At 69.0% G+C, this 7,654-nt stretch carries 10 protein-coding genes; 4 read left to right on the top strand and 6 right to left on the bottom strand.

Annotated elements, in window-relative coordinates; all coding sequences use genetic code 11:
* The 6 genes from yidC to RMO04_RS00235 all read right to left on the bottom strand — a co-directional run.
* Positions 1-788, bottom strand: a 788-nt coding sequence (gene yidC / locus RMO04_RS00260) for a membrane protein insertase YidC (RefSeq protein ID WP_309642792.1), incomplete at its 3' end; no start/stop codon positions are given.
* A 12-nt stretch (positions 789-800) separates the two neighbouring features.
* Positions 801-1,199: a ribonuclease P protein component gene (rnpA, locus tag RMO04_RS00255; protein WP_309642791.1), complete on the bottom strand. Its 399-nt coding sequence runs from the start codon at positions 1,197-1,199 to the stop codon at positions 801-803.
* Between the two features lie 29 nt (positions 1,200-1,228).
* Positions 1,229-1,363 (bottom strand): 50S ribosomal protein L34, encoded by a 135-nt coding sequence (gene rpmH, locus RMO04_RS00250; protein ID WP_056731898.1) that lies wholly within the window; start codon positions 1,361-1,363, stop codon positions 1,229-1,231.
* A gap of 91 nt (positions 1,364-1,454) precedes the next feature.
* Positions 1,455-2,723, bottom strand: a complete 1,269-nt coding sequence (fabF, locus tag RMO04_RS00245; RefSeq protein ID WP_309642790.1) for a beta-ketoacyl-ACP synthase II — start codon at positions 2,721-2,723, stop codon at positions 1,455-1,457.
* A 4-nt stretch (positions 2,724-2,727) separates the two neighbouring features.
* Entirely contained in the window at positions 2,728-3,183 is a 456-nt protein-coding gene (locus RMO04_RS00240) for a winged helix DNA-binding protein (RefSeq protein ID WP_309642789.1), read from the bottom strand.
* 46 nt (positions 3,184-3,229) lie between these two features.
* Positions 3,230-4,030, bottom strand: a complete 801-nt coding sequence (locus RMO04_RS00235; protein ID WP_309642788.1) for a LytTR family DNA-binding domain-containing protein — start codon at positions 4,028-4,030, stop codon at positions 3,230-3,232.
* A gap of 109 nt (positions 4,031-4,139) precedes the next feature.
* On the opposite strand from RMO04_RS00235, the gene RMO04_RS00230 reads away from it, so the two are divergent.
* The 4 genes from RMO04_RS00230 to RMO04_RS00215 all read left to right on the top strand — a co-directional run bounded on the left by RMO04_RS00230 (position 4,140) and on the right by RMO04_RS00215 (position 7,603).
* Complete coding sequence (locus RMO04_RS00230; RefSeq protein ID WP_309642787.1) at positions 4,140-5,348, top strand: acyltransferase family protein; 1,209 nt, start codon at positions 4,140-4,142, stop codon at positions 5,346-5,348.
* A 113-nt stretch (positions 5,349-5,461) separates the two neighbouring features.
* Entirely contained in the window at positions 5,462-6,106 is a 645-nt protein-coding gene (locus RMO04_RS00225; RefSeq protein WP_309642786.1) for a LemA family protein, read from the top strand.
* The gene (locus RMO04_RS00220; RefSeq protein ID WP_309642785.1) at positions 6,103-6,912 is read left to right on the top strand and encodes a TPM domain-containing protein; all 810 of its coding nucleotides are present in this window, start codon (positions 6,103-6,105) and stop codon (positions 6,910-6,912) included. The genes RMO04_RS00225 and RMO04_RS00220 overlap by 4 nt, the downstream gene beginning before the upstream one ends.
* A 1-nt stretch (position 6,913) precedes the next feature.
* Positions 6,914-7,603, top strand: a complete 690-nt coding sequence (locus tag RMO04_RS00215) for a TPM domain-containing protein (RefSeq protein WP_309642784.1) — start codon at positions 6,914-6,916, stop codon at positions 7,601-7,603.
* Positions 7,604-7,654: the final 51 nt, after the last annotated feature.

Here is a 7,654-nt window from a genome sequence, read left to right as displayed (position 1 = left end):
ATGCCGGTCCAGCCGCCGGTGGAGGACAGGGAGGGGCCGCCGTCCTTCAGCCACTTGCCGTACTTCACCTGCTGAAGTTTGCCGTCCAGCATGCCGATGGCGCCCTCGTGGACGATCTGGTTCTTGCCCAGGTCGGCCGGGACGCCCTGACGCTGAACGGACGCGTAGGGGGCCAGCGTGACGGGGCCGTCGCCCAGATTGGCCACGGTGTCGGTCACCGTGAACATGAAGCGCTCATCCACCTCGATCTTGCGGGTGAAGGTCAGGCCCGCGCCGTTGGAGGTGCGCAGGGTCAGCGGCGCGCCGGGCGCGAGAGTCGAACCCTCGACCACCTGCCAGACGGTGTCGGCAGTGGGCAGGCCGGGAAGGTTGGCGCCGGTCCAGCCGAACTCGGCGAAGAAGGCGTAGCGCGCGCCCTCGGGGCGCAGCAGCTCAACCGGCGGCGAGCTCTTCTCGACGCTGACGCGGTAGTCCTTCAGGAACAGGTCGTCGATCCGCGCGCCGCGCAGGGAAATCGAGCCCGACAGGGCGGGGCTGTCGATCGGCGCCCTGGCGCTCGCCGCCGCGGCCTCCTGGCGCGAGACCACGACCGTCCCCGGCGCGGCGCTGGGCAGGGCGCCCGGCTTGGCCGCGACCTCGGCCACCTGCACCGCCGCAGCCTTCTGGCGCATCACTTCGGCGTTGCGGCGCTTGGACGCCGGATCGAGCACGAAGATCTGGTAGACGATCAAAATGATGACCGCGCTGACCACGAAGATGATCGTGTTGCGGTTGTTGTTGTCTTGCATAAGGACGCGCGCTCAGGCGGAAGGGGAGGGGGCGCGCGTATCAGCGCGGGACGGGACGTCGCTCTCGGCCGCGAGGCTTATCAGCGCGCTTTTCACATCGTCAAGCAAACGCAGCCACGGACGGGTGGGCGCACCGCCGCGGGCGATCAGAACATAGTCGTGGCCGGGCTTGGCGAGCTGCGGCAAAAGCGCTCGCGCCGCCTCGCGCAGGCGCCGTTTGGCGCGGTTGCGGATGACGGCATTGCCCACCTTGCGGGTGGCGGTGAAACCGACGCGGATGAGGGTTGTCTGGTCGGCCCGGTCGCGGGCCTGCAGCACGACAGCGCCGCGGGCGCAGGAGGGCGCACGGGCGGCGGCGAGGAAGTCGGCGCGCTTTTTCAGACGTTCGATGGGTGGCGCGGCGCCGGGCATGCCGACACCCTATCCTAAAGACCGATGTCTTAGGCGGTCAGGCGCTTGCGGCCCTTGGCGCGGCGGCGAGCCACGATCTTGGCGCCGTTCTTCGTGGCCATCCGCGAACGGAAACCGTGACGGCGAGCGCGCACCAGTCGGGACGGTTGGAAAGTCCGCTTCACGTGAATAGCTCCGGGGTCGAAAACGAGGGGCGGTGCATAAGGGCCAAAGGCAGGCCTGTCAACCACTTTGGGCCGCCCCTCGCGCCCACGCCTAACCCTCCCAGCGCTTGAAAAGGACGCTGGCGTTGACCCCGCCGAAGCCGAAGCCGTTGGAGAGGACATAGTCGAGTTCGGCCTTGCGGGCCGTGAGCGCCACCAGGTCCAGGCCCTCGGCGGCCTCGTCGGGGTTTTCCAGGTTCAGGGTGGGCGGGATGATCCCGTCGCGGAGGGCCTGGACGGCGAACACCGCCTCCAGTCCGCCCGCCGCGCCCAGCAGGTGACCCGTGGCCGACTTGGTGGAGCTGATCGCCGGACCTTTGCCCGTCCCGAACACCGCCTTCACCGCCGCCAGCTCACCCTTGTCGCCGACAGGGGTCGAGGTGGCGTGGGCGTTGAGGTGGCCGACGGCTGAGGGTTCCACCCCGGCCTGCTTCAAGGCGATGCGCATGGCCCGCGCCGCCCCGTCGCCGTCCTCGGGCCCTGCGGTCAGGTGGAAGGCGTCGGCGCTGGTGCCGTAGCCGACCAGCTCGACGATGGGCTTGGCGCCGCGCGCCAGCGCATGCTCCAGCTCCTCGATCACGAGGATGCCCGCGCCCTCGCCCATGACGAAGCCGTCGCGGGCCTGGTCGAAGGGCCGCGAGGCCTTTTCCGGCGTGTCGTTGAAGGCCGAGCCCAACGCGCGGGCGGCGGCGAAGGAGCCCAGGCTGACCCGGTCGATGGTGGCCTCGGCCCCGCCACAGACGGCGATGTCGGCCTCGCCGGCGCGGATCATCCGGGCAGCGTCGCCAATGGCCTGGACCCCGGCGGCGCAGGCGGTGACGGGCGCGCCCAGAGGGCCCTTGAACCCGTGGCGGATCGAGACCCAGCCCGAGGCGAGGTTGGCCAGGAACGAGGGCACGGTGAAGGGCGACAGCCGTCGCACGCCGCGCTCGTCGGTGATCCGCACCGCCTCGGCGATGGCGGGGAAGCCGCCGATGCCCGTGGCGATCACCGTGGCGGTGGCCTCCTTGTCGGCGTCGGTCTGCGGCGCCCAGCCGGCTTGGGCGATCGCCTCGTCGGAGGCGGCCAGGGCGAACTGGATGAACCGGTCCATCTTCTTCTGGTCTTTCCCCGGAACCGCGGCGTCCAGGTCGAAGCCGCCTTCGGGATCGGCGACCTTGTCCTTGACCTGCCCGGCCACCTGGGCCGGGACGTCCGCGGCGAGATCGACGGGAATCCGCGACAGTCCGGACTGGCCGGCGATCAGGCGGCTCCAGGCGATCTCGGCGCCGGTCCCGAGGGGGGAGACGACACCTAGTCCGGTCACGACGATTCTACGCATCAAACTACCTCTCAAGTTTCGCCATTGTCTGAGCGGCCTGTTCCAGGTCGGCCAGTGCGGCATGGGTTTGGGCGGCGCTTCCGGTGAGCGCGCGCGCCAGGTCGGCCTGGGCGTCGACCCACAGGGGCGCCCCGGCGGTGATCAGGTCGAGACCCGATTGCGTGATCGCGAACCGCCGACCCTTGCGCCCGCGTCCGCCCTCGCTCTGGATCAGGCCGCGCTGCTCCAGCAGGCGCAGGTTACGCAGCAGGGCCGAGGATTCGACGTCCACGTAGTCCGACATGGTGGCGATCGAGCGGTCCTCGCCCTGGGCGATGACGCCCAGCAGGATGAACTGCGTGATTTGCAGATTGAGCGGCCGAAGGCGCAGATTGAACGCCCGCGTCACCGCGCGCGCGGCGCGGCGGCTGCGATGGCCGAAGCAGAGCCGGCCCATCTCGATCATGGACAGCGTCATCATCCTGTAGATACAGCTATTCTTGATCTGTATCTACAGGATAAATAGCTCAACCTGCGCGGAGTCGAGCCAGGGCTGCTGGAAAGCGCCGTGACAACGGGGCTTCGACCGGACCAAGCGCGACGCTGTAGTCGCCGGACTTCTCCGGACGCAGCTCGGTCACCCGGGCGAGGTTGACCAGCCAGGAGCGGTGGGTCCGCACGAAGCCCCTCGAGGCGAGCTCGACCTCGATGGCGGCGAGCGATGAGCGCATCAGCGGCTTGCGGCCATCGGCCAGGACGAACTCCACATAGTTGCCGGCCGAGGAGACGGCCAGGATGTCGGCGACCGCCACGCGGGTCACCTTGGCGCCGTCGCGGATGTCGAAGGTGGCCGGGGGCTCCGAGGCCTCAGCCGGCTGACCGTAGAGCCGGGTCAGGCCCCAGAACGCGGCGACGCCGATCGCGTAGCCAAAGGCGTCCTTGCGCAGCTCGTAGACGAAACGACCCACGAGGTCATAGGCGTACGGCATTCCGAGCAGGTCGAAGGTCGCCATGCGCAGGAAATAGAAGCCGACCACATGAAACGCCGAGAAGGCCAGCAGGCCCAGCGCATGCACGACGAGGACGCGCCAACGCGGCCGGCCGTCGATCGGCGCGATGCGATAGGCCAGCGCGGCGATCCAGATCGAGGCGACCGCGGTGATCGCGCTCGTGGCTTGCGACACCGCCGGATAGAGCCATGGCACCTCCGGCTTGTCTTGGATGGCGGTGAACATGTTGATCAGGTTGAGCGTGAAGATGCCGGCGGCGAACAGCGGCAGGGCGCGCCAGAAGACTCGATCCATCCCCGATTGTTCGCCGTTCGTCACGGGCGGCCTCCGTTTGTCACCGGCTCGGCGCCTGACGCCCCACGGGCCTTTTCGCCGCCGCGCCGCGCCGCAAGGGTTCGGACATCGATCTTCCACATAGGGTGACGCCGTGACCTCGTCCGTCTCTTCAGACCGCCGTCCCGACCTCGATTGGATTCGCGTCGGCGCGTTCTTCCTTCTGATTCTCTACCACGTGGGCATGTTCTACGTGCCTTGGGGCTGGCACGTGAAGTCACCGCAACCGGTGGAATGGCTGCAGCCGGTCATGTGGCTGACCAATCCCTGGCGGTTGACCTTGTTGTTCCTGGTGTCGGGCGCGGCGACGCGGTTCATGGCCGACAAGATGAGCGCCGGCGGTCTGGCCAAGGCCCGAACCGCCCGCCTGCTGCCGCCCATCCTGCTGGCGGTGTTCGTGATCGTGCCGCCGCAGAGCTACTACGAGATCGTCGAGAAGCTGGCCTATGCCGGGTCGTTCGCCGAGTTCTACGGCAAGTACGTCACCGCCAGCGGTCACTGGAGGCCCGACGGCGAGCCGCTGATCACGCCGACCTACAACCACATGTGGTTCGTGGTTTACCTGTTCGTCTACAGCCTGATCCTGGCCGCTGGGCTCAGGTGGGGCCGTGGTTTGGTCGCGCCGATGCAGCGGGGCGTCGAGCGGGTGCTGGACGGCTGGGGCCTGCTGGTCTGGCCGGCGGTGGTCTTCATCGTCCTGCGGGCCACCCTGTTCCCCATGTTCGAGATCACCCAGGCCCTGATCGACGACTGGTACAATCACGCGGTCTCGTTCGGCGTCTTCCTGCTGGGCTTCCTGATCGCCAAGTCCGAGACGCTGAAGGCGCGCTTCATCGCCCTGCGCTGGCCCGCCCTGGTTCTCGCCGCGGCGAGCTACGCGACCTATGCTTGGCTGGGCATGACCTTGCCCGAAAGCGACGGGGTGAGCCCGGGGGAGGTGGTCGCCCAGACCGCCTTCGCGCTGGACCAGTGGTTCGCCATCGCCGCCGTTCTGGGCTTCGGCGCCAAGCACCTGACGCGTGGCGGGCCGATCCTGGCCTATCTGACGCTGGGCGTATTCCCGTTCTACATCATCCATCAGACCTTCATCGTCGTGGCCGGCCACTACCTGGCCAAGCTCGGCCTGAACCAAGCGCTGGAAGCGACGATCCTCATCGCCGGGACCTTCGCCGCCTGCTTCGCGACCTATGAGATGGTGCGGCGGGTGAATGTCCTGCGGCCTCTGTTCGGTCTGAAGGGGAGCGCCCCGACCAAGGCGCAGGCGGCCGCCGACGCCGCTCCGGCCGAGGGCAGGGCGCGCTGAGCTCCGGGCCATTGCGAAAGCTTCACCCCGGCGGACATTGCGCGAAGGCGCGGGTGGGGCCAATTATCGCCCTTCCGCCGGTCCTGGTCGGCGTCCATTGGGGAGCTCCACCCTTGTCCAAACTCAGCAATCGCTTCGCGCGCCTGGCGCTTCTTGTCCTGGCGCCCGTCCTGATCGCCGGCTGCGGGATCAACACCATCCCCACCAAGGACGAACGCGCCAAGGCCCAGTGGGCCGAGGTGCAGAACCAGTACCAGCGCCGCAGCGACCTGATCCCCAACCTTGTGGAGACCGTGAAGGGCTACGCCGCGCAGGAGAAGTCAGTGCTGGTGGAGGTGACGGAGGCCCGCGCCTCGGCCACCCAGGTCAAGGTCGACGCCTCGACCATCACCGATCCGGCGGCCTTCGAGGCCTACGCCGCCGCCCAGGACAAGCTGTCGGGCGTGCTGGGCCGGCTGATGATGATCCAGGAGAACTATCCGGACCTGAAGTCGAACCAGAACTTCATGGCCCTGCAGAGCCAGCTCGAGGGCACGGAGAACCGCATCACCATCGCGCGGCGCGACTACAACGAGGCGGTGCGTGACTACAACACCGAGGTCCGCACATTCCCCGGCGCCCTGTGGGCGGGCACCGTCCATCGCTGGGCCAAGCCGATGGAGACCTTCAAGGCCAGTCCCGCGGCCCAGACCGCGCCCAGCGTCAGCTTCGGGACCAACGCCGCTCCGGCCGCGCCGGCGGCTGCGCCGGCCCAATGAACCGTCTCAAGGGACCGCGGGCGTTCCTCGCGGTCCTGGGCGCGCTAGCGCTGCTGTTCGTCACGGCGGGTGGGGCGCTCGCCGCGCCCAAATTTCCGCCGCTGAACGGCCGGATCGTCGACGGCGCGAACCTGCTGTCGAGCGACGCTGAGCGGGACCTGACCGCCGAGCTGGCCGAACTGGAAACCAAGACCGGCCGCCAGCTGGTGGTGGCCACGGTTCCGGACCTGCAGGGCTACGAGATCGAGGACTACGGCTACCAGCTCCTGCGCACCTGGGGCGTGGGCGACAAGGACCGCGACGACGGGGCGATCCTGATCGTGGCGCCCTCCGCGCGGAAGGTGCGCATCGAGGTCGGCTACGGCCTGGAGCCAGTGCTGACCGACGCGCTCTCCAGCCTGATCATCCAGCAGCGGATCCTGCCGGCGTTCAAGAGCGGCAAGATGGAGGAAGGCGTGGTCGACGGGACCCGCGCCATCATCAAGCAGCTCTCCCTGCCCGACGACGAGGCCAAGGCCGCGGCGGCGGCGCCGGTCAAGCAACAGGCCAGCGGCGGCTCGGCCGGGCCGCCGCTGATCTTCATCCTGTTCATCCTGTTCTGGGTGCTGGGCGGGATTTTCGGCCTGTTTGGGCGTCGCAAGCGGCGGGGCGGGCTATGGTGGCTGCTGCCGCTGATCCTATCCAACAGCGGCCGCGGCGGCGGCGGAGGTTGGAGCGGCGGCGGCGGTGGCTGGAGCTCCGGCGGCGGAGGGTTCTCCGGTGGCGGCGGTTCGGGCGGCGGCGGCGGCGCGTCGGGGAGTTGGTGAGATGCTGAGCGAAACCGACCGGGCCCGCGTCGAGGGCGCTATCCGCCAGGCCGAGGTCCGCACCTCCGGCGAGATCTATTGCGTCGTGGCCCAGGAGAGCTCCGACTATCTGGAGGTCCCCTTGGCCTGGGCGGCTATAGCCGCGCTGGCGGCGCCGGCGGTGCTGCTGGCGGCGGGCATCCATGTCACCGCGCCGGCGTTGGGCGAGGGATGGACGGCGGCCCAGATGGCGGACCTCGCCGAGACCGCCGCGCGCGCCGCGCTGACCGGGGCCATCCTGCTGCAGGGCGTGCTGTTCGTCGCCGTGGCCATACTCGTGGCCCTGCCGCCCGTCCGTCGGCTGCTGACGCCCAAGGCCTTGAAACGCCATCGGGTCCGCAGGCGCGCGCACGAGCAGTTCCTGGCCAAGAGCCTGCAATCGACCCGAGAGCGGACCGGCGTGCTGATCTATGTCTCCATCGACGAGCATATGGCCGAGCTGATCGCCGATGAAGGCATCGCCGCCAAGGTGGACGGCCAGGTCTGGGCGGCGGCCATGGCGAGGCTGATGGAGGGCTTCAAGACCGATCGTCCGGCCGAGGGCTTCGAGGCAGCCATCGGCCTCTGCGTCGATATCCTGGCCGAGCACTTCCCGGCGAGGGGGGGCGACAATCCCAACGAGCTGCCGGACAATGTGGTGCTGCTGCCCTAGCCTTCGCGCCGCAGTTCGGCCTGGAGCATGCGGTCTCGCAGCGAGTCGAAG

The organism is Phenylobacterium sp. (genome assembly GCF_031412415.1).
GTDB lineage: Bacteria > Pseudomonadota > Alphaproteobacteria > Caulobacterales > Caulobacteraceae > Phenylobacterium.
This window is presented reverse-complemented; position numbering and strand designations above follow the sequence as displayed.